Here is a 20,733-nt window from a genome sequence, read left to right as displayed (position 1 = left end):
TTAGAAACTAAGGTTTAAACTAAATCCATATCTCTTAGCAGTTGGTCCGGTCAAGTAATCAAATCCTTGTCCGTTTCCAACACCTAAACTAGTTACTTCTGGGTCAAAATTTAATCCATCAGGGAAGTTAAGAGCTTTAAACCACATATTTTGCCCTATTACTTGAATAGATACTTTTCCGAATGGAGTTTTCTCTAACAATTTAGAAGGTAATGAATAACCAATCGCAACTTCTCTTAATCGTATAGTCGTAGCATCATAAATAGCTTGCTCGTCAATAAAGAACCCAGAGTTTACGAATCCAACATCTGTGGCTGCAATTTGAATATCATTTGGCGCACCGTCTTGAGTAACACCAGGTAAAATATAAGTTTGCGTTCTATCAAATGTAGTATCCGTAGTCAAACCGCGAGAAAGAAGAGCGGCAGCAGTAGTAGAATAGATATCTCCACCGTGTGTGTACTCAACCTGAGCAGATAGCGTGAAATTTCTAAAAGAAAATTCGTTTATCATTGTTGCTCTCCAATCAGCATTAGGATCACCGATTATAGTTGGGTCGTTATTTACTAAATAGTTTCCATCAGATCCTACAATTAAGTTACCGTTGTCATCTCTTGATATAGAGGTTCCAACAATAACACCATAGGCTTCTCCTGAAATGGCGGCATTTCCTAAGTTTCCGAAACCAGCAAATACGGTTTGGCTTCCTGGTGCATCACCATTATCAACAACGATGTTCTCATTAACGGTCCATTGTCCAGAGATATCCCATCTGAAACCATTTGCAGTTTTAGGACGAATAGGATTTATGTTGAACCCAACTTCGATACCTTTATTAGAAACCTCCCCTAAGTTATCAGAAGTAACCGTAAATCCAGAGGATGGATCTAAAAGTTTAGACTGAAGAATCAAATCTTTAGAAACTTTGTCATAAACAGAAACATCGATTCCTAGTCTATTATCAAAGAATTTTGCTTCGATACCTGCTTCATATTCAGTAATCAACTCAGGTTTTAAATTAGGATTTCCTAAAGCATTTGGAATGGCTATAGTATTTGTAGTTCCGCCAGTTGGGCTATCAAATACATTGGTAGCACTTGCAAGTCCAATTACTGTAGAATATGGATTTGGGAATCCTGCAGAAGACCCGTAACCTACTCTTAATTTTAAGTAATCCAGAAATTTCCCTTCAGTTATCGTAGGAAAGGCACTGGTAGGTATAAAGGATACACTAGCAGAAGGATAGAATATTGAATTATTGCCAGAAGGCAGAGATGAGAACCAGTCATTACGACCTGATGCCGTTAAATAAAGGAAATTATCATATCCTAAGGTTAAACTTGAGTAAGCACCCACAATATTAAAATTAGAGAATCCTGTGAAACCAGTAGACTCCTCAAAGTTGTTATGGGTCAAAAGGCCATAAATGTTTTGCTGACTACTATTGATTCCGAAAACATTTACTTGTTCTTGTCTTGGGTTAAAACCAACAGTTCCATTAAAGTTTAACTTTTCTGATAAGTTTTTATCAAAGTTTAAACTAAAGGTATGGTCCCAAACAGTATTCTCAATATTAACAGTGCTTAATGCGCCACCTTGAACTTGTTGTCCACCTTTGTTTACAGCTCTCTCATTGGTCTGATTGTAACCATCAAGAGAAACACGGTAACTTAAGTTCATCCAATCGTTCAATTGATAGATCGTAGTAATTGCTCCAAAGAAACGACGAACCTTTTCAGTGTCTCTTGCATTTCTTAGTGTCCATCTTGGGTTTTGGATATCGTTACCACCTCTGTAGTAAACAGAAGAGTTATCCAGAGGATTTTCAAATGGAAGACCAAATAAATCAACACTACGAGGAGTATATAGTAAGTTGGCGAAAAGAGATGCTCCAGCAGGATTACTACCAAAACCAACTGCTGTTGGAGGAGTTACTCTGTCCGTTCTTACATGGTTTATAGAAGTGTTGATAGAAAATTTATTAGAAAGTTTCATTGAACCACCAACACTGAAGTTTAATCTATTGTATTCGTTAGTATCAACAAAGCCTTCATCTTCTGTTCTACCAAAAGAAACACTAAAATTACCATTTTCGGTAGCTTGACTAGCTTGAACCGATTGTGTGATTACAGCACCCGTTTTAAAGAAACGTTCAACACTGTTATAAGGTCTATACTCATAACGTGCTCCTTGAAACTCAGGAAAAGCAGTTGCTAAAGCATCTCTATCATATGGATGTGGTACCGTACCGTCTGCTCCAACACCTTGTTGCCCTCTAACATTAAAGTTTGGCCCCCAGTTACTGAATGCTTGTGAATAGTTTTGATAAAAACCATTACCATAAGTATCTTGATAATCAGGTAAGTTTGCGATTTCGTTAGCAAAATAGGACTGATTTACATTAATTTCAAATTTTTGGTTTCCACCCCCGCCTGAACCAGACTTCGTTGTAATCAAAATCACACCATTTCTACCAGCTTGACCGTAAAGCGTGGTTGCACTTAAACCTTTAAGTACAGATAGCTCTTTAATGTTGTTCGGGTCAATATCAAGAAATCTGCTTGAAGCCGCTGCTCCACCCTGAACAAAGTTATTGGTGTTATTGGTATCCGAATTAAAAGGAACACCATCCACAACAAATAATGGCTGGTTACTTCCGTTTACGGATGAATACCCACGAATAATAATGTTCGTTCCAGACCCTGAAAGACCACTTGTTTGCTGAATGTTAACCCCTGGTGCTTTACCAGTAAGCGTTCTTACAACGTCTGTCTGTGGTTTTCCTGCAATATCTTCAGAAGAAATGGTAGATACCGCATAACCAAGAGCTTTTTTCTCTTTCTTGATACCTTGTGCAGTAACAACTACTTCTTCAAGTGCTTGGGCATCTTCTTGCATTTGCACATTAATCACAGTGCTTTCTCCTACCGTCCTTTTTTCGGCTTTCTGCCCTATGTAGGTAAAAAGAAGCACTTCACCCGTTGAGGCATTGATGGAGTAGTTTCCATCAAAATCAGATTGGGTTCCATTAGCTGTGCCTTCGACCACAATGTTCACTCCCGGTAACGGCAGACCATTCTGGTCCGTAATGGTACCAGAAATTGTCTTGCTCTGTGCAAAAGAAAAATGCACAATAAACGCTAGTAAAAGCGTTAACAATCCATTAAGTTTTGTTCTCATTTTTAAATTATTTGAATTAGCTAGGCGCTAAAATCATAATTTCATGTTAATAATCCAAGCGAATATTAATAAACTTTCAAGAATTGCTGAATTATTGGTTTTTTAACGAAAAAATAAAAATTGATAAAAATGATAGCTGAAATTATTCTGTTAAAGTAATTTTTGATAGTATGTTACTTTATTTAAGGTGCAAGAAGCTTGTATGTGGCTGATGAAAAAAAGTAGGTATTACCTTAATATATTATCCAGCTCTTTTGGATTAAATGGAACAAAGACTTCTTTTAATAAATGGCGGTTTAGAAAATAGTTTTTAAAATAATTAAATTCAGATTTGAATTTTTATGAAATATCCCTACATTTGCAGCCCTCAAAATGAGGGTTATTTTATTTAATAAAAGAATTTAATGCCAACAATTTCACAATTAGTAAGAAAAGGAAGGGTCACAATTACCAAGAAGAGTAAATCGGCTGCTTTGGATTCTTGCCCACAACGAAGGGGAGTTTGTACGCGTGTTTACACTACTACACCTAAAAAACCGAATTCTGCAATGCGTAAAGTTGCTAGGGTTCGATTGACTAATGGTAAAGAAGTAAACGCATACATTCCTGGAGAGGGGCATAACCTCCAAGAGCACTCGATAGTATTGGTAAGAGGCGGAAGGGTAAAAGATTTGCCAGGAGTTAGATATCACATTGTTCGTGGGGCACTTGACACCGCTGGTGTTGCAGGTAGAACACAACGAAGATCTAAGTACGGTGCAAAACGCCCAAAAAAGTAATCAAAACTTTTAGAAAGAAGAGATGAGAAAAAGACAGGCAAAGAAAAGGCCATTATTACCAGATCCAAAGTTTGGAGATCAATTGGTAACACGTTTCGTAAATATGATGATGTGGGATGGTAAAAAGTCCACAGCATTCAAAGTATTCTATGATGCAATTGATATTGTAGAAGAAAAGAATACAGATGAAGAAAAGACAGCATTAGAATTATGGAAAGACGCATTGTCTAATGTAATGCCACATGTTGAAGTAAGAAGTAGAAGAGTCGGTGGTGCTACATTCCAAATTCCAATGCAGATACGTCCTGACAGAAAGATATCAACTGCTATGAAGTGGTTAATTCTTTATGCTCGTAAACGTAACGAGAAATCTATGGCACAGAAATTGGCCGCAGAGGTTTTGGCAGCTGCAAAAGAAGAAGGTGCTGCGGTCAAGAAAAGAGTTGACACACACAAAATGGCCGAAGCAAACAAAGCATTTTCCCACTTTAGATTTTAATAAGCGAAATGGCAAGAGATTTAAAATTTACAAGGAATATAGGTATTGCAGCTCATATTGATGCTGGAAAGACTACAACTACTGAACGTATATTGTTTTATACCGGGGTAAGTCATAAGATTGGTGAGGTGCATGATGGTGCAGCTACGATGGATTGGATGGAGCAAGAGCAGGAACGTGGTATCACAATCACTTCTGCAGCTACAACATGTACATGGAATTTCCCAACAGAGAATGGTAAACCAACGGCAGATGCTAAAGGTTATCACTTTAACATTATAGATACTCCCGGCCACGTTGATTTCACTGTTGAAGTTAACCGTTCACTTCGTGTATTAGACGGTTTGGTGTTTTTGTTCAGTGCGGTTGATGGTGTGGAACCTCAATCTGAAACAAACTGGAGATTAGCGGATAACTATAAAGTGCCAAGAATCGGATTCGTTAATAAAATGGATCGTCAAGGTTCTAACTTCTTAATGGTTTGTAAGCAAGTTAAAGAAATGCTCGGTTCGAATGCCGTGCCTATTGTTTTGCCAATTGGAGACGAAGCAGATTTTAAAGGTATTGTAGATTTAGCTAAGAACAGAGCTATCGTATGGCACGAAGAAGGATTTGGTTCTACCTTTGATGTTATTGACATTCCAGAGGAAATGAAAGCTGAAGTTAAGGAGTATAGAGCTGCCTTAATTGAAGCCGTTGCGGAATATGATGAGGACTTAATGGAGAAATTCTTCGAAGACGAAGATTCGATTACTGAAGAAGAAGTGCATGCTGCGCTAAGGGCGGCTGTTATGGATAGAGCCATTATTCCTATGATATGTGGTTCTTCTTTTAAGAATAAAGGGGTTCAATTTTTATTGGATGCCGTTTGTAGATATTTACCTTCTCCTCTAGATAAAGATGATATTGTAGGTACGAATCCTGATAATGGTGAAGAAATTACCAGAAAACCAGATGTAAAAGAGCCGTTTGCGGCCCTTGCATTTAAAATTGCAACGGATCCTTTTGTTGGGCGTTTAGCATTTTTTAGAGCATATTCTGGGCGATTAGATGCGGGCTCTTATATTTTGAACAATCGTTCAGGTAAGAAAGAACGTATCTCACGCATCTACCAAATGCATTCCAATAAACAAAATGCCATCGATTATATCGAGGCAGGGGATATTGGAGCAGCCGTTGGTTTTAAAGATATTAAGACTGGAGATACCATGTCTTCTGAGAAGCATCCTATCATATTAGAGAGTATGAACTTCCCTGACCCGGTGATTGGTATCGCTGTTGAGCCTAAGACAAAAGCCGATGTTGAAAAACTAGGTATGGCTTTAGGTAAATTGGCTGAAGAAGATCCTACTTTTCAAGTTAAAACTGATGAGGCTTCCGGGCAGACTATTATATCTGGTATGGGTGAGCTTCACTTAGACATTATCGTTGATCGTTTACGTCGCGAGTTTAAAGTAGAGGTTAATCAAGGTGAGCCACAAGTAGAGTACAAAGAGGCATTGACTAAAATGGCTTCTCACAGAGAAACTTATAAGAAGCAATCTGGTGGTCGTGGTAAGTTTGGTGATATTGTATTTGAAATGGGGCCTGCGGATGATGATTTTGAAGGAACAGGACTTCAGTTTGTTGATGAGATTAAAGGTGGTCGTATTCCTAAGGAATTTATTCCTTCCGTTGAGAAAGGTTTTGCTGCTGCAATGAAAAATGGTCCATTGGCAGGTTATGAAATGGACACAATGAAGGTTAGGCTGATAGATGGGTCTTTCCACCCAGTTGATTCTGATGCACTATCTTTCGAATTGGCAGCCAAAATGGGTTACAAAGCTGCTGGTAAAGCTGCCGGTGCTGTAATCATGGAGCCTATCATGAAAATAGAAGTATTGACACCTGAAGAAAATATGGGTGATATCGTTGGGGATTTAAACCGAAGAAGAGGGACAATATCTGATATGAGCGATAGAGCTGGTTCTAAAGTGGTAAAAGGTGAAGTTCCACTTTCTCAAATGTTTGGGTATGTAACTTCATTAAGAACTTTGTCTTCTGGTAGAGCAACATCAACGATGGAATTTTCGCACTATGCAGAAACTCCATCCAATATTTCAGAAGAAGTTATTAAGGCAGCAAAAGGTGTAACCGCTTAATTTGTAGAAAATGAGTCAAAAAATTAGAATAAAATTAAAGTCTTACGATCACAATTTAGTGGATAAATCTGCTGAGAAAATTGTAAAGACGGTAAAGACAACCGGTGCTGTAGTAACAGGTCCAATTCCTTTACCAACAAATAAAAAGATATTTACTGTGTTGCGTTCGCCGCACGTAAATAAGAAATCTAGAGAGCAGTTCCAATTAAGTTCTTATAAGAGATTATTGGATATATATAGTTCTTCTTCGAAAACAATTGATGCTTTAATGAAATTAGAGCTTCCAAGTGGTGTAGAAGTGGAAATAAAAGTGTAAGTTTGCACGCCCATAGAAATAGGGTTACATGTCCTGAGCTGCGTGCGAGGGAAAAACGGTGAAAGAAAAAAATCTGGGTCAGAGGATTTTCTTGACCCTTTTTTAATGCCATTAAATTGGTAAGTTGATAAAGTAAATAATTAATATAATTAAATATGTCTGGGTTAATAGGAAAAAAAATCGGCATGACCAGCATTTTTGACGAGAATGGAAAGAACATTCCATGTACTGTCATTCAAGCTGGACCGTGCGTGGTTACCCAAGTCAGAACCGAAGAGGTAGACGGGTATAGTGCCCTTCAACTCGGTTTCGATGACAAGGCAGAAAAGCGTGCTAATAAGGCCGAATCGGGCCACTTTAAAAAGGCAGGTGCTTCTCCAAAGAAAAAAGTCGTTGAGTTCCGTGATTTTGAAGGTGAGTTTAAATTAGGTGACACCGTAGGTGTTGACATTTTTGCTGAAGGAGAATTTGTTGATGTAGTTGGTACATCAAAAGGTAAAGGTTTTCAAGGTGTAGTTAAAAGACATGGCTTTGCTGGTGTCGGTCAGGCTACTCATGGACAGCATAACAGATTAAGGGCTCCGGGTTCTATTGGTGCTGCTTCTTATCCTGCAAGAGTATTCAAAGGAATGAAGATGGCTGGTAGAATGGGTGGTGACAGGGTTACTGTTCAGAACTTAAGAGTGTTAAAGGTGGTTTCCGAAAAGAACATAATCGTTGTTAAAGGAGCTGTACCTGGTCATAAAAATGCTTACGTAACTGTAGAAAAGTAAGAAAATGAAGGTAGCAGTTTTAGATATAAAAGGAAAAGAAACAGGTAGAAAGGTGGAGCTTTCTAACGATGTTTTCGGTATAGAGCCTAATGAGCATGCCATCTATTTAGATGTTAAGCAGTATTTAGCGCATCAAAGACAAGGTACGCACAAGGCAAAAGAGAGAGCTGAAATCGCTGGTAGTACCAGAAAGATTAAGAAGCAAAAAGGTACTGGTACGGCTAGAGCTGGTAGTATCAAGTCTCCTATCTTTAGAGGAGGTGGTAGGATTTTTGGTCCAAGACCAAAAGATTATAGCCAAAAACTTAATAAGAATGTAAAGCGACTTGCTCGAAAATCAGCATTTAGTTTAAAGTCTAAGCAGAAGGAATTGTTAGTGGTTGAAGACTTCAATTTCGATACCCCAAAAACTAAAGATTTTGTGAGCGTTTTGAAATCTTTAGGAATTGAAAACAAAAAATCTTTAATCGTCTTGGGCGACTCGAATAATAGCGTATATTTGTCGTCGCGTAATTTTAAAGGTTCTGAAGTTGTAAAAAACTCAGAATTAAGCACTTACAAGATTTTAAATGCTACAAGTGTTGTTCTTTTGGAAAGTGCGGTTGAAGGAATTGAATCTAACTTAAGTAAATAAGCAGAGCATGAGTGTGTTGATAAAGCCAATCATTACAGAAAAAATGACCGCAGACAGCGAGCTTTTCAATCGTTATGGTTTCTATGTTGACCCTAAGGCCAACAAGTTACAGATTAAGGAAGCTGTTGAGGCAACTTACGGTGTGTCTGTTGAGAAAGTTAGAACTATGAATTATGGTCCAGAGCGTCGTACGCGATATACTAAGACCGGTATTCAACATGGAAAAACAAATTCTCGTAAAAAGGCAATAGTTGATGTTGCTGAAGGAGATATCATTGATTTTTACAGTAATCTATAAAGACAAGTAATGTCAGTTAGAAAATTAAAACCGATAACCCCCGGACAGCGTTTTAGAGTAGTAAATGGTTTTGACGCCATTACTACTGATAAGCCGGAGAAGAGCTTGCTCGCTCCGTTAAAAAAGTCTGGCGGTAGGAACAGTCAAGGAAAGATGACCGTAAGCCATAGAGGTGGTGGTCACAAAAGAAGGTATCGTGTGATTGATTTTAAAAGAGATGTGCAAGGTGTTGCCGCCGAAGTTAAATCAATTCAATACGATCCTAATAGAACTGCGTTTATTGCACTTTTAGAGTACAAGGGTGGTGATAAAAAGTATGTAATCGCACAGAATGGGTTGCAGGTAGGTCAGAAAGTTATTGCTGGCGATAAAGCTGCTCCTGAAATTGGTAACGCCTTATTTTTAAAGGATATTCCTCTTGGAACTGTGATTTCATGTATTGAGTTAAGACCGGGGCAAGGTGCTGTAATGGCAAGAAGTGCTGGAACATTTGCTCAGTTAATGGCAAAGGATGGAAAATTCGTTACTATCAAATTGCCTTCTGGAGAAACTAGATTAGTACTGGCTAATTGTTTGGCTACTATTGGTGCGGTTTCAAACTCTGATCATCAGCTGCTGGTTTCTGGTAAAGCGGGTAGAAGTAGATGGTTAGGGAGAAGACCTAGAACTAGACCTGTAGTAATGAACCCTGTAGATCACCCAATGGGTGGTGGTGAAGGTAAGTCTTCAGGTGGTCACCCAAGATCTAAGAACGGTATTCCGGCTAAAGGATTTAGAACACGTTCTAAGACCAAAGACAGTACAAGATATATCATAGAACGTAGAAAGAAATAAAAGAAAAAGTAAATGGCACGTTCATTAAAAAAAGGACCTTACATTCATCATAGTTTAGAGAAAAAAGTTCAAGCTAATATTGAGTCTGGTAAAAAGACTGTAATTAAAACTTGGTCTAGAGCTTCTATGATTTCACCTGACTTCGTAGGTCAGACTATAGCGGTGCATAATGGTAGACAGTTCGTCCCAGTTTATGTTACTGAGAACATGGTAGGTCATAAATTAGGAGAATTTTCACCAACTCGTTCGTTTAGAGGACATGCTGGTGCTAAAAATAAAGGTAAAAAGTAAGCTATGGGAGTTCGAAAAAGACAGATGGCTGAAAGAATTAAGGCAGAAAAAAAGGAACTTGCTTTCGCTAAGTTGAATAACTGCCCTACTTCGCCACGAAAAATGCGTTTGGTAGCTGATTTGGTAAGAGGTAAGCAAGTTGAAATGGCTTTGGCTATTTTAAGATTCAACCCTAAAGAAGCTTCTAGAAAATTGGAGAAGTTATTACTTTCTGCAATTGCTAACTGGGAGGCTAAGAATGAGGATGCTAATATCGAAGATGCAGATTTATTCGTCAAAGAAATTCGTGTTGACGGTGGTACCATGTTAAAAAGATTGAGACCTGCCCCGCAGGGACGTGCACACAGAATAAGAAAACGTTCTAACCATGTAACAATGGTTTTGGGCGCAAACAATAATACAGAAGCTAAGGCATAATATGGGACAAAAAACCAATCCGATAGGAAATCGCTTAGGAATTATCAGAGGATGGGAATCTAACTGGTACGGTGGAAACGATTACGGAGACAAACTAGCCGAGGATGACAAGATTAGAAAGTACATCCATGCGCGTCTAGCAAAAGCAAGTGTTTCAAGGGTTATTATTGAGAGAACTCTAAAACTCATTACTATTACTATTACCACAGCCAGACCAGGTATTATTATCGGTAAGGGTGGTCAAGAAGTTGATAAGTTAAAAGAAGAGTTGAAGAAGATCACCAATAAGGAGGTTCAGATCAACATTCATGAAATAAAGAGACCAGAGGTTGATGCTCATTTGGTTGCTGCTAGTGTCGCTAGACAGATAGAGAGTAGAATTTCATATCGTAGAGCTATTAAGATGGCAATTGCCGCGGCTATGCGTATGAATGCTGAAGGTATCAAAATTCAGATTTCAGGTCGTTTGAATGGGGCTGAAATGGCACGTTCAGAATCATATAAGGATGGTAGAATTCCTTTATCGACTTTCAGAGCCGATATCGACTATGCTTTGGTTGAGGCACATACTACTTATGGAAGATTAGGTATTAAAGTATGGATTATGAAGGGCGAGGTATATGGTAAACGCGAATTGTCTCCATTAGTCGGTTTGTCTACAGGGCAAGGTAAAGGTGGAAAGCAAGACGGGAATAAAAGACAACAACGTCGTAGAAAGTAATAAGATAAAGAAAAGGTAAGATGTTACAGCCGAAAAGAACAAAATTTCGTAAAGCCCAGAAGGGACGTATGAAGGGTATTTCACAGCGTGGTCACCAACTTTCAAATGGAATGTTTGGTATCAAGACTTTGGATTCGCATTTTATTACTTCCCGTCAGATTGAAGCTGCTCGTATTGCTGCAACAAGATATATGAAAAGGCAAGGTCAGTTGTGGATTAAGATATTTCCAGACAAACCTATTACTAAAAAGCCTTTAGAAGTACGTATGGGTAAGGGTAAGGGTGCTCCAGAATACTGGGTGGCCGTTGTAAAACCAGGTAGAATTATGTTTGAGGTTGCAGGTGTTCCTTATGATGTCGCAAAAGAAGCATTAAGGCTTGCAGCGCAAAAATTACCAGTAAAAACAAAATTCGTTGTCGCAAGAGATTACGAGGCGGCTTAATAAACTGATAAGAGATGAAACAAGCAGAGATAAAAGAACTATCGGTTGAAGAGCTTCAGCAGAAATTAGCTGAGACTAAGAAAGAGTATACGGATTTAAAGGTGGCGCATTCAGTTACACCATTAGAAAATCCATTGCAAATAAGAAAGACCAGAAGAACGGTGGCGAGATTGGCGACAGAGTTAACTAAAAGGGAATTACAATAACGGGTTCGGCCTTATGGAAGAAACAACAAGAAATTTAAGAAAAGAAAGGATTGGCGTAGTAACCAGTAACAAAATGGAAAAATCCATTGTTGTGTCTGAGGTAAAGCGTGTAAAGCATCCTATGTACGGTAAATTCGTTTTGAAGACCAAAAAGTACGTTGCTCATGATGAAAAGAATGATTGCAACGAAGGTGATACCGTAAAAATTATGGAAACCCGACCATTGAGTAAGACTAAATGTTGGAGATTGGTTGAAATCCTTGAAAGAGCTAAATAATTATGTTACAGCAAGAATCTAGATTAAAGGTTGCGGATAACACAGGTGCTAAAGAAGTACTTACTATTCGCGTACTTGGGGGAACAAAAAGAAGATACGCATCTGTCGGAGACAAGATTGTGGTTACTGTGAAAGAGGCTACGCCAAACGGAGCCGTTAAAAAGGGTTCTGTTTCTACAGCAGTTGTAGTAAGAACGAAAAAGGAAGTAAGAAGACCTGATGGTTCTTACATCCGTTTCGATGACAATGCTTGTGTATTGTTGAATCCAACTGGTGAGATGAGAGGCACACGTGTTTTCGGTCCTGTTGCAAGAGAATTGCGTGACAAACAATTTATGAAAATAGTTTCACTTGCCCCTGAGGTATTGTAATTGAACGAGAAGATGACAAAGTTGAAAATTAAAACAGGAGACACCGTAAGAATTACCACTGGAGACCATAAGGGTACAGAAGGCAAGGTTATGCGCGTTGATGCTGAAAAAAATAAAGCTATTGTTGAGGGTGCCAATATGGTATCTAAGCATGAGAAACCAAGTGCAAAGAATCCTCAAGGTGGTATTGTAAAAAAGGAGGCTCCTATACATATCTCAAATCTTTCTTTGGTAGATTCCAAAGGTGAAGCTACTAGAGTAGCCTATGAAGTTAGAGATGGTAAAAAAGTTAGAGTGTCTAAAAAATCTGGAGAAATAATCTAGTTATGAGTTACATTCCAAGATTAAAGCAAGAATATAAAGAGCGTGTTGTAAAAGCACTTTCTGACGAGTTTGGTTATAAAAACGTAATGCAGGTTCCTAAACTACAGAAAATAGTTCTTAGTAGGGGAGTTGGTGCTGCGGTTGCAGATAAAAAACTAATTGACCACGCTGTTGACGAGTTGACAATGATTACGGGTCAAAGAGCCGTAGCTACGATGTCTAAAAAAGATGTTGCAGCATTCAAACTTCGTAAGGGTATGCCTATTGGCGCAAAAGTTACTTTACGTGGAGAACGCATGTATGAATTTTTAGATCGTTTGATAACAACCGCTTTGCCAAGGGTGAGAGATTTTCAGGGCGTGCGAGCAACAGGTTTTGATGGAAGAGGAAATTATAGTCTTGGAGTTACCGAGCAGATAATTTTTCCAGAAATCAATATCGATAAGATAAATAGAATCAACGGTATGGATATCACCTTTGTGACTTCTGCCGAGACTGATAAAGAAGCAAAATCATTGTTAACCGAATTGGGAATTCCCTTTAAAAAGAACTAGTATGGCTAAGGAATCAATGAAAGCCCGTGAACGAAAAAGGGCAAAAACGGTAGCTAAATATGCTGAAAAGCGTAAGGCACTAAAAGAGGCTGGTGACTATGATGCTTTGCAGAAGTTACCAAAGAATGCATCACCTGTTCGTATGCGTAATCGTTGTAAGTTAACGGGTAGACCAAGAGGTTACATGAGAACTTTCGGTATATCAAGGGTAACATTTAGAGAGATGGCCAATCAAGGTTTAATACCTGGAGTCAAAAAAGCTAGTTGGTAAATAGAATTAAAGAGTAGTAGAAATGCTTACAGATCCAATATCAGATTATTTAACACGAATTCGTAACGCTAGTAGAGCTGGCCATAGAGTAGTAAATATTCCGGCATCCAACCTTAAAAGGGAGATGACCAAAATTCTATTCGATCAAGGATATATCCTTAGTTACAAATTCGAAGACGACACAACTCAGGGTAATATTAAAATTGCTTTGAAATATGACAAGTTTACGAAAGCGCCAGTAATCAAAAAGTTACAACGTGTTAGTAAGCCAGGTTTAAGAAAGTACTCTGGTTCTGAAGATTTACCACGAGTATTAAACGGTCTGGGTGTTGCTATAGTTTCTACTTCTCACGGAGTAATGACTAGCAAACAGGCAAAACAAGAAAATGTTGGTGGCGAAGTATTGTGCTACATATATTAATAAGAGTAAAGTTTTAGAGAAATGTCTAGAATAGGTAATAATCCAGTTTCAGTTCCAGAAGGAGTAACCGTTGAACTTAAGGACAATGTGGTTACTGTGAAAGGAAAGCTTGGCGAGTTGACCCAAGAATTTTCAGGAGTTGAAGTAGCAATGGAAGACGGTAATATAATGGTGAAAAGACCATCTGACTCCAAAGAGCATAAGGCAAAACATGGTCTATACAGATCTTTGTTCTTGAATATGGTAGAAGGAGTTTCTAAAGGATGGACTAAGGAATTGGAATTAGTTGGTGTTGGTTACAGAGCAAGTAATCAAGGTCAAAAACTAGATTTGGCCTTAGGTTTTTCACACAATATAGTAATCGACGTTGCTCCAGAAGTTAAGATTGAAACTATATCTGAAAAAGGAAAAAACCCTATTGTAAAGTTGACTTCATTTGACAAGCAATTGGTTGGTCAAGTGGCAGCAAAGATTAGAGGTTTCCGTAGACCAGAGCCTTACAAAGGAAAAGGTATCAGGTTTGTAGGTGAACAAATTAGAAGAAAAGCAGGTAAATCAGCTTAATAAGTACGAATTATGGGATTGTCTAATACTGATAGAAAATTACGCATCAGAAGAAGAATCAGAAAGATTTCTTCTGGTACTGAAACAAGACCTCGTTTGTCTGTTTTCCGTAGTAATAAAGAAATTTACGCACAACTGATCGATGATGTTAACGGTAAAACTTTAGCTGCATCATCATCTAGAGATAAAGGTATTGATGCAAAAGGTACTAAGACCGAAGTTGCGAATGCTGTAGGTAAAGCCATCGCTGAAAAAGCAAAGAAGGCAGGTATTGAAACCGTAGCATTTGATAGAGGTGGTAACTTGTATCATGGAAGAGTAAAATCATTGGCAGAAGGAGCCAGAGAAGCAGGACTTAAATTCTAAATCAATATGTACCAGAAATACAAAAATGTAGAAATTGTTAAGCCAGGTGGTTTAGATTTAAAAGACCGTTTAGTTGGTGTACAGCGGGTAACAAAGGTTACTAAGGGTGGTAGAGCATTCGGTTTCTCTGCAATAGTTGTCGTTGGTGATGAAAATGGTGTTGTTGGTCATGGATTGGGTAAATCTAAAGACGTTGCAACAGCGATCGCTAAAGCAATAGAAGATGCAAAAAAGAATTTGGTGAGAATACCTTTGACCAAAGCTACACTTCCTCACGAACAAAAAGGAAAGTTTGGCGGGGCTAGAGTTTTTATCAAGCCAGCATCACAAGGTACAGGAGTAATCGCCGGAGGTGCTGTTCGTGCGGTACTTGAAGCAGTTGGAATTCACGATGTACTTTCAAAATCTCAAGGTTCTTCAAATCCTCACAACGTTGTTAAAGCGACTTTTGATGCTTTATTGCAGTTAAGAGATGCCGGAACTGTTGCAAAACAAAGAGGTGTTAGTTTAGAAAAAGTATTTAAAGGATAGTAAGTAATGACAAAGATTAAAGTAAAACAATTGAAGAGTGCCATCAAGAGACCTCAGAATCAAAAGAGAACTCTTGAAGCATTGGGACTAAGGAAAATTGGCCATGTTGTTGAACATGATGCAACACCTAATATCCTTGGTATGATAAAGAAAGTTGAACATTTGGTTTCTACCGAGAAATCTTAAAGAATAGATAGAATGGATTTAAGTAGTTTAAAACCAGCAGAAGGAGCTATAAATAGAGATGGAAAACGTCTTGGAAGAGGTCAAGGTTCAGGTAAAGGTGGAACTGCGGCTAGAGGTCATAAAGGGGCGAAGTCTAGATCTGGTTATTCTAAGAAAATAGGTTTTGAAGGTGGTCAAATGCCATTACAAAGACGTGTTCCGAAATTTGGTTTCAAAAATATCAATCGTAAGGAGTATCAGGGTGTGAACTTAGATAAGTTACAGACCTTAGTTGATAACAAAGCTGTTAAAGGTGAAGTTACTTTTGAGGCTTTGGTAGAGAACAGATTGGTAAGACAAAACGAATTGGTTAAAATTTTAGGGGGAGGTGAATTAAAGGCCAAGCTTAAAGTTTCAGCTCATAAATTTAGTGCTACGGCTAAAGCGGCTATCGAAGCGGCAGGTGGTGAGGCAATAAGTTTATAACGATATTTTATTATGAAGAAATTTATTGAGACCATATCCAATATTTGGAAGATTGAAGAACTAAGACAACGTATTATAATTACGCTTGGTTTGTTGTTGGTGTACCGTTTCGGTGCCCAAGTAGTACTTCCTGGTATTGATACAGCTCAATTGGCAAATTTATCTGCAAATGCAGGTGATGGCATTTTAGGTATTCTTAACGCTTTTACCGGAGGGGCATTTGCTAACGCTTCGGTTTTTGCATTGGGTATCATGCCTTATATCTCAGCCTCAATTGTGGTTCAATTAATGAGTATAGCAATTCCTTATCTGCAAAAGTTGGATAAAGAAGGCGAGAGCGGTAGAAAAACCAAGAATCAGATTACAAGATGGTTGACTATTGCTATTTGTATTGTTCAAGCCCCTGCTTATTTATACGGTTTAGGAGCCCTTGGTGTTCCTGACAGTGCTTTTATATTGGGTAAAGGTTTAGATTTTATTGTTCCCGCGGTTATTATTTTGGTGACCGGTTGTGTATTTGCAATGTGGTTAGGTGAAAAGATAACTGATAAAGGTATTGGTAACGGTATATCATTATTAATAATGATAGGTATTATTGCTACGATGCCCCAGTCTTTTGCACAAGAAGCAGTTTCTAGATGGAATGGTACCGGTGGACCAATGCTTATTATTGTTGAAGTGGTTATTTGGTTCTTAGTAATTCTTGCCAGTGTATTGTTGGTAATGGCTATACGTCAGATACCGGTGCAATATGCAAGAAGAAGTGCCTCCGGTGGTTATGAAAAGAACATTACTGGATCAAGACAATACATACCATTAAAATTGAACGCTTCCGGAGTAATGCCAATTATTTTTGCACAAGCTATAATGTTTGCTCCTAGTTTAATAGGTAGAACGTTTAATGATACGGCTTTTGGCCAATGGATGGAAGTTCAATTTGCAGATATTTTTGGTCTAGCATATAATATTTTATTTGCTGTGCTTATTATAATATTCACCTATTTCTATACAGCGATTACAGTTCCAACGAACAAAATGGCTGACGATTTAAAAAGAAGTGGTGGTTTTATTCCTGGTATACGTCCGGGTAAGGAAACAGGAGATTATTTAGATAAGATTATGTCTTTAATAACATTCCCTGGTTCAGTGTTTTTGGCCTTGTTGGCAGTATTGCCAGCAGTTGTAGTTAAGCTTATGGATGTGCAGGCAGGATGGGCATTGTTTTACGGAGGTACATCATTGCTGATTATGGTAGGTGTTGCTATTGATACTGTGCAGCAAGTGAATTCGTATTTATTGAATAGACATTACGATGGTTTGATGAAAACCGGTAAAAATAGAAAAGTAGCTTAAATAGAAGTTAGATGCTAGATGCTAGATGCTAGAGGTTAGATGTTAGATAAATTCACGACCAATTTTGAATGAACTAGCTAACTGAAAACTTAGAACTGAAAACTAAAAACTAAATAATGGCAAAGCAGCCAGCAATAGAACAAGATGGATCAATTATCGAAGCGTTGTCAAATGCAATGTTTCGTGTTGAATTAGAAAACGGTCACGTGGTGACGGCTCATATATCAGGGAAGATGCGTATGCATTATATCAAATTACTTCCTGGAGACAAGGTGAAACTTGAGATGAGCCCTTACGATTTGACCAAAGCAAGAATTACATACAGATACTAAGATGAAGGTTAGAGCATCAGTAAAGAAAAGAAGTGCCGACTGCAAGATTGTTCGCAGAAAAGGCAGATTATACGTAATCAACAAAAAGAATCCTAGATTTAAACAAAGACAAGGGTAGTTATGGCAAGAATTGCAGGGGTAGATATCCCAAAACAAAAGCGAGGCGTAATTGCACTTACCTATATCTTCGGAGTTGGTAGGAGCCGTGCTAAAGAAATTTTAGCAAAAGCTGGTGTTAGTGAAGACACAAAAGTTTCTGATTGGAACGATGATGAAATCGGGAAAATTCGTGACGCTGTTGGTTCTTACACAATTGAAGGTGAGCTTCGTTCAGAAACGCAGTTGAATATTAAACGTTTGATGGATATTGGATGTTACAGAGGTATTCGACACAGATCTGGTTTGCCATTAAGAGGTCAGCGTACAAAGAACAACTCTAGGACAAGAAAAGGAAAGCGTAAAACAGTTGCTAATAAGAAAAAAGCGACTAAATAATAGTTAGGTATTATGGCAAAAGCAAATACTAAAACAACCAAGAAACGTAAAGTTATTGTTGATTCTAATGGGGAAGCCCATATCACAGCATCTTTCAATAACATTATCATTTCTTTGACCAACAAAAAGGGAGATGTAATCTCATGGTCTTCTGCAGGTAAATTAGGATTTAGAGGTTCTAAAAAGAATACACCATATGCTGCTCAAGTAGCTGCTGAAGATTGTTCTAAGGTTGCTCATGAAGCTGGTTTAAGAAAGGTAAAAGTTTTCGTAAAGGGACCAGGGAATGGTAGAGAGTCAGCTATACGTTCTATACACAATGCGGGAATTGAGGTAACAGAGATTATCGATGTTACTCCAATGCCGCATAATGGATGTAGACCTCCAAAAAGAAGAAGAGTATAATTAATCAATATGGTTCGCCTTAGGCGGATTTTCACCGAAGGTGTACAAAAGATTATCGAAGGATAAGCCTTAATTCATAATCACACTTTCATAAACTTAGAAGATGGCAAGATATACAGGACCAAAATCAAAAATCGCACGTAAGTTTGGCGAAGCGATATTCGGAGACGACAAAGCCTTCGAAAAAAAGAATTACCCTCCGGGACAACACGGTAACAACCGTCGCCGTGGAAAAAAATCAGAATATGCGATCCAGTTAATGGAAAAGCAAAAAGCTAAATACACCTATGGTATTTTGGAAAAACAGTTTAGAAATTTATTCGCGACTGCCAAAAGAAAAGAAGGTGTAACTGGTGAAGTGCTTTTACAATTGTGTGAATCTCGTTTAGACAACGTTGTTTATAGAATGGGTCTTTCTTCATCAAGAAGAGGGGCAAGACAACTGGTATCACACAGGCATATTACAGTAAATGGAGAGTTAGTAAACATTCCATCATATTCATTAAAACCTGGCGATGTTGTTGGTGTTCGTGAAAAATCAAAATCTGTTCAAGCTATAAATGATTCCTTGGCGAATAATAGTAGCGTTTACGAATGGATTACATGGAACAGTGAGAAGAAAGAAGGTGCTTTTGTGAGCATTCCTGAAAGACTTCAAATTCCAGAGAACATCAAAGAGCAATTAATCGTCGAGTTATATTCTAAATAAAAACAACACTAATCCAATATGGCACTACTTAATTTTCAGAAGCCCGATAAAGTTATAATGATAGACTCGACAGATTTCGAGGGGAAATTCGAATTTCGCCCTTTGGAGCCTGGCTATGGATTAACTGTTGGGAACGCATTACGAAGAGTACTACTTTCTTCTCTAGAAGGTTTTGCAATAACTGCAGTACGAATCGATGGAGTTGAGCATGAGTTTTCGGTTATCCCGGGCGTTGTTGAAGATGTGACGGAGATAATCTTAAATTTAAAACAAGTTCGTTTTAAAAGACAGATTGATGATGTTGAAAGTGAAACAGTTTCTGTTTCGTTGAGCGGAAAAGATAAATTGACCGCTGGTGACTTTCAAAAATTTATTTCAGGGTATCAGGTTTTAAATCCAGACTTGGTTATCTGTAATATGGATGCTAAGGTTTCAATAAACCTAGAAGTAATTATTGAAAAAGGACGTGGTTACGTTCCTGCGGAAGAGAATAAAAAATCTAATGCTCCAATAGGAAGTATTGCGGTTGACTCGGTTTACACACCGGTCAAAAACGTAAAATATAGTATTGAAAACTTTAGGGTAGAGCAAAAGACCGATTATGAAAAGTTGGTTTTTGAAATCTCTACTGATGGTTCTATCCATCCTAAAGACGCTTTAACAGAGGCGGCTAAGGTTTTAATACACCACTTCATGTTGTTTTCAGATGAGCGTATCACGTTAGAAGCTGATGAGATAGCGCAGACCGAGACTTATGATGAAGAATCATTGCACATGCGTCAACTATTGAAAACCAAATTGGTCGATATGGATTTGTCAGTTCGTGCACTAAATTGTTTGAAAGCTGCGGAAGTGGATACTTTAGGAGATTTGGTTTCTTTCAATAAGAACGACTTAATGAAATTTAGAAACTTTGGTAAAAAATCATTGACCGAATTAGAAGAACTAGTGATTAACAAAGGACTTCAGTTTGGAATGGATTTGGCAAAGTATAAATTAGATAAAGATTAAATAATCATATTTTGCTCTCCGCGATAACGGATTTGGTAGCAAGATGATAATATAGAAAAATGAGACACGGAAAGAAATTTAACCACTTAGGTAGAACAGCGGCCCATAGAAAGGCAATGCTTGCTAATATGGCATGTTCTTTAATTGAGCACAAAAGAATAAACACGACCGTTGCAAAAGCAAAAGCTTTAAAGCAGTTTATTGAGCCATTGATTACAAAATCAAAAGCTGAAAATAATCAGACTATTGAAAAAGGAACTCACAATCGTAGAGTTGTTTTTAGTAATCTGAGAGATAAACATGCTGTAACCGAATTGTTTGGTGATGTTGCTGAGAAAATTGGTGATAGACCAGGTGGTTACACTAGAATCATTAAGTTGGGTAACCGACTAGGTGATAATGCAGATATGGCAATGATAGAGTTGGTTGATTACAACGAAATCTATAACGCGGACAAACCTGCTAAGAAAACTACGAGAAGAAGCAGAAGAGGTGGTGGAGGCAAAAAGGCAACCCCAGCACCAGTTGAGACAACAGCAACTGATGACTCTGAAGAATAGTATGTT

33 protein-coding genes are annotated in these 20,733 nt (G+C 38.1%); 32 read left to right on the top strand and 1 reads right to left on the bottom strand.

What is annotated here, in order from left to right:
• Positions 1-3,180: a SusC/RagA family TonB-linked outer membrane protein gene (locus tag ACFSQJ_RS19245; RefSeq protein ID WP_377768544.1), complete on the bottom strand. Its 3,180-nt coding sequence runs from the start codon at positions 3,178-3,180 to the stop codon at positions 1-3.
• Between the two features lie 404 nt (positions 3,181-3,584).
• Here ACFSQJ_RS19245 and rpsL point away from each other — a divergent pair, with 404 nt between their 5' ends.
• The 32 genes from rpsL (at position 3,585) to rplQ (ending at position 20,727) form a co-directional block, all read left to right on the top strand.
• A complete protein-coding gene (gene rpsL, locus ACFSQJ_RS19240; protein WP_031445118.1) occupies positions 3,585-3,959 on the top strand; it encodes a 30S ribosomal protein S12 in 375 nt (124 codons plus the stop codon).
• Between the two features lie 22 nt (positions 3,960-3,981).
• On the top strand, positions 3,982-4,458 hold the full coding sequence (gene rpsG / locus ACFSQJ_RS19235; protein ID WP_311385963.1) for a 30S ribosomal protein S7: 477 nt from the start codon (positions 3,982-3,984) through the stop codon (positions 4,456-4,458).
• 8 nt (positions 4,459-4,466) lie between these two features.
• Entirely contained in the window at positions 4,467-6,599 is a 2,133-nt protein-coding gene (gene fusA / locus ACFSQJ_RS19230) for an elongation factor G (RefSeq protein ID WP_377768542.1), read from the top strand.
• Between the two features lie 10 nt (positions 6,600-6,609).
• Entirely contained in the window at positions 6,610-6,915 is a 306-nt protein-coding gene (gene rpsJ / locus ACFSQJ_RS19225; RefSeq protein WP_026915146.1) for a 30S ribosomal protein S10, read from the top strand.
• 155 nt (positions 6,916-7,070) lie between these two features.
• Positions 7,071-7,688 carry a 50S ribosomal protein L3 gene (gene rplC / locus ACFSQJ_RS19220; RefSeq protein WP_350291023.1) on the top strand — a complete coding sequence of 206 codons (618 nt, stop codon included), beginning with the start codon at positions 7,071-7,073 and terminating at the stop codon, positions 7,686-7,688.
• A gap of 4 nt (positions 7,689-7,692) precedes the next feature.
• Positions 7,693-8,322: a 50S ribosomal protein L4 gene (gene rplD, locus ACFSQJ_RS19215; RefSeq protein ID WP_377768541.1), complete on the top strand. Its 630-nt coding sequence runs from the start codon at positions 7,693-7,695 to the stop codon at positions 8,320-8,322.
• 7 nt (positions 8,323-8,329) lie between these two features.
• A complete protein-coding gene (rplW, locus tag ACFSQJ_RS19210; protein WP_350291025.1) occupies positions 8,330-8,620 on the top strand; it encodes a 50S ribosomal protein L23 in 291 nt (96 codons plus the stop codon).
• 9 nt (positions 8,621-8,629) lie between these two features.
• The gene (gene rplB / locus ACFSQJ_RS19205; protein WP_377768540.1) at positions 8,630-9,454 is read left to right on the top strand and encodes a 50S ribosomal protein L2; all 825 of its coding nucleotides are present in this window, start codon (positions 8,630-8,632) and stop codon (positions 9,452-9,454) included.
• 12 nt (positions 9,455-9,466) lie between these two features.
• Positions 9,467-9,745 (top strand): 30S ribosomal protein S19, encoded by a 279-nt coding sequence (rpsS, locus tag ACFSQJ_RS19200; RefSeq protein WP_377768538.1) that lies wholly within the window; start codon positions 9,467-9,469, stop codon positions 9,743-9,745.
• Positions 9,746-9,748: 3 nt separating this feature from the next.
• Entirely contained in the window at positions 9,749-10,162 is a 414-nt protein-coding gene (gene rplV / locus ACFSQJ_RS19195) for a 50S ribosomal protein L22 (protein ID WP_377768536.1), read from the top strand.
• A gap of 1 nt (position 10,163) precedes the next feature.
• The gene (rpsC, locus tag ACFSQJ_RS19190; RefSeq protein ID WP_377768535.1) at positions 10,164-10,883 is read left to right on the top strand and encodes a 30S ribosomal protein S3; all 720 of its coding nucleotides are present in this window, start codon (positions 10,164-10,166) and stop codon (positions 10,881-10,883) included.
• A gap of 20 nt (positions 10,884-10,903) precedes the next feature.
• Positions 10,904-11,326 (top strand): 50S ribosomal protein L16, encoded by a 423-nt coding sequence (rplP, locus tag ACFSQJ_RS19185; protein WP_377768534.1) that lies wholly within the window; start codon positions 10,904-10,906, stop codon positions 11,324-11,326.
• A gap of 14 nt (positions 11,327-11,340) precedes the next feature.
• Positions 11,341-11,532 (top strand): 50S ribosomal protein L29, encoded by a 192-nt coding sequence (rpmC, locus tag ACFSQJ_RS19180; protein ID WP_377768533.1) that lies wholly within the window; start codon positions 11,341-11,343, stop codon positions 11,530-11,532.
• Positions 11,533-11,545: 13 nt separating this feature from the next.
• Entirely contained in the window at positions 11,546-11,809 is a 264-nt protein-coding gene (gene rpsQ, locus ACFSQJ_RS19175; RefSeq protein WP_377768532.1) for a 30S ribosomal protein S17, read from the top strand.
• Positions 11,810-11,811: 2 nt separating this feature from the next.
• Complete coding sequence (gene rplN, locus ACFSQJ_RS19170) at positions 11,812-12,180, top strand: 50S ribosomal protein L14 (RefSeq protein WP_339337636.1); 369 nt, start codon at positions 11,812-11,814, stop codon at positions 12,178-12,180.
• Positions 12,181-12,192: 12 nt separating this feature from the next.
• Entirely contained in the window at positions 12,193-12,504 is a 312-nt protein-coding gene (gene rplX / locus ACFSQJ_RS19165; protein WP_377768531.1) for a 50S ribosomal protein L24, read from the top strand.
• Between the two features lie 2 nt (positions 12,505-12,506).
• A complete protein-coding gene (gene rplE / locus ACFSQJ_RS19160; RefSeq protein ID WP_377768530.1) occupies positions 12,507-13,058 on the top strand; it encodes a 50S ribosomal protein L5 in 552 nt (183 codons plus the stop codon).
• Position 13,059: 1 nt separating this feature from the next.
• Complete coding sequence (gene rpsN, locus ACFSQJ_RS19155) at positions 13,060-13,329, top strand: 30S ribosomal protein S14 (RefSeq protein ID WP_311352212.1); 270 nt, start codon at positions 13,060-13,062, stop codon at positions 13,327-13,329.
• Positions 13,330-13,351: 22 nt separating this feature from the next.
• Positions 13,352-13,750, top strand: coding sequence for a 30S ribosomal protein S8 (gene rpsH, locus ACFSQJ_RS19150; protein WP_377768529.1), 399 nt, complete (start codon positions 13,352-13,354; stop codon positions 13,748-13,750).
• A gap of 21 nt (positions 13,751-13,771) precedes the next feature.
• Complete coding sequence (gene rplF / locus ACFSQJ_RS19145) at positions 13,772-14,314, top strand: 50S ribosomal protein L6 (protein WP_377768528.1); 543 nt, start codon at positions 13,772-13,774, stop codon at positions 14,312-14,314.
• A 12-nt stretch (positions 14,315-14,326) separates the two neighbouring features.
• Positions 14,327-14,680 (top strand): 50S ribosomal protein L18, encoded by a 354-nt coding sequence (rplR, locus tag ACFSQJ_RS19140; protein ID WP_377768527.1) that lies wholly within the window; start codon positions 14,327-14,329, stop codon positions 14,678-14,680.
• A 6-nt stretch (positions 14,681-14,686) separates the two neighbouring features.
• Positions 14,687-15,211 carry a 30S ribosomal protein S5 gene (gene rpsE, locus ACFSQJ_RS19135; RefSeq protein ID WP_377768526.1) on the top strand — a complete coding sequence of 175 codons (525 nt, stop codon included), beginning with the start codon at positions 14,687-14,689 and terminating at the stop codon, positions 15,209-15,211.
• A 6-nt stretch (positions 15,212-15,217) separates the two neighbouring features.
• On the top strand, positions 15,218-15,397 hold the full coding sequence (gene rpmD / locus ACFSQJ_RS19130) for a 50S ribosomal protein L30 (RefSeq protein ID WP_377768525.1): 180 nt from the start codon (positions 15,218-15,220) through the stop codon (positions 15,395-15,397).
• Positions 15,398-15,409: 12 nt separating this feature from the next.
• On the top strand, positions 15,410-15,862 hold the full coding sequence (gene rplO / locus ACFSQJ_RS19125) for a 50S ribosomal protein L15 (protein ID WP_377768524.1): 453 nt from the start codon (positions 15,410-15,412) through the stop codon (positions 15,860-15,862).
• Positions 15,863-15,874: 12 nt separating this feature from the next.
• Positions 15,875-17,215, top strand: coding sequence for a preprotein translocase subunit SecY (gene secY / locus ACFSQJ_RS19120; protein ID WP_377768523.1), 1,341 nt, complete (start codon positions 15,875-15,877; stop codon positions 17,213-17,215).
• 116 nt (positions 17,216-17,331) lie between these two features.
• Positions 17,332-17,547: a translation initiation factor IF-1 gene (gene infA, locus ACFSQJ_RS19115; RefSeq protein ID WP_008613577.1), complete on the top strand. Its 216-nt coding sequence runs from the start codon at positions 17,332-17,334 to the stop codon at positions 17,545-17,547.
• 1 nt (position 17,548) lies between these two features.
• The gene (ykgO, locus tag ACFSQJ_RS19110) at positions 17,549-17,665 is read left to right on the top strand and encodes a type B 50S ribosomal protein L36 (protein WP_013305171.1); all 117 of its coding nucleotides are present in this window, start codon (positions 17,549-17,551) and stop codon (positions 17,663-17,665) included.
• Positions 17,666-17,667: 2 nt separating this feature from the next.
• Complete coding sequence (rpsM, locus tag ACFSQJ_RS19105; protein WP_377768522.1) at positions 17,668-18,042, top strand: 30S ribosomal protein S13; 375 nt, start codon at positions 17,668-17,670, stop codon at positions 18,040-18,042.
• A gap of 12 nt (positions 18,043-18,054) precedes the next feature.
• Entirely contained in the window at positions 18,055-18,447 is a 393-nt protein-coding gene (rpsK, locus tag ACFSQJ_RS19100; protein WP_339337647.1) for a 30S ribosomal protein S11, read from the top strand.
• 103 nt (positions 18,448-18,550) lie between these two features.
• Positions 18,551-19,156 (top strand): 30S ribosomal protein S4, encoded by a 606-nt coding sequence (gene rpsD / locus ACFSQJ_RS19095; protein WP_377768520.1) that lies wholly within the window; start codon positions 18,551-18,553, stop codon positions 19,154-19,156.
• A gap of 18 nt (positions 19,157-19,174) precedes the next feature.
• Positions 19,175-20,167, top strand: a complete 993-nt coding sequence (locus ACFSQJ_RS19090) for a DNA-directed RNA polymerase subunit alpha (protein ID WP_377768519.1) — start codon at positions 19,175-19,177, stop codon at positions 20,165-20,167.
• A 59-nt stretch (positions 20,168-20,226) separates the two neighbouring features.
• The gene (gene rplQ, locus ACFSQJ_RS19085) at positions 20,227-20,727 is read left to right on the top strand and encodes a 50S ribosomal protein L17 (RefSeq protein WP_377768518.1); all 501 of its coding nucleotides are present in this window, start codon (positions 20,227-20,229) and stop codon (positions 20,725-20,727) included.
• Positions 20,728-20,733: the final 6 nt, after the last annotated feature.

It is taken from the genome of Croceitalea marina (assembly GCF_042684265.1).
Classification (GTDB): Bacteria; Bacteroidota; Bacteroidia; order Flavobacteriales; family Flavobacteriaceae; genus Croceitalea; species Croceitalea marina.
This window is presented reverse-complemented; position numbering and strand designations above follow the sequence as displayed.